General features: G+C 72.5%; 1 pseudogene. It reads left to right on the forward strand.

Annotated features, from left to right (window positions below):
* Positions 1-8: 8 nt before the first annotated feature.
* Positions 9-251, forward strand: a pseudogene (locus ACQG3P_RS20940) (5'-nucleotidase, lipoprotein e(P4) family); the annotation flags it as partial.

Consider the following 251-nt stretch of genomic DNA (forward strand, 5'->3'; position numbering starts at 1 on the left):
TGAGTGCCATGCGTCGTACCGCTGGTTCCCTGTCCGTGCTGGCCTGCGCCGTGATGGCGCTGGGGGCGGGCAAGCGCACCGAGACCCCCGCCGAAGCTGCTGCCCCGGCCCCTGCTGCCGCCGCTGCCGCGCCTGCCGCACAGGGCGATGCCGCCGTGGCCGCCAACGACAACCTCAACGCCGTGCTGGGGATGCAGCGTTCGCAGGAATACCGGGCAATCACCGAGCAGACCTACCGCGCCGCTGCCCAC

The sequence above is a fragment of the Stenotrophomonas sp. SrG genome (assembly GCF_050031795.1).
In the GTDB taxonomy this organism is placed as follows: domain Bacteria; phylum Pseudomonadota; class Gammaproteobacteria; order Xanthomonadales; family Xanthomonadaceae; genus Stenotrophomonas; species Stenotrophomonas rhizophila_A.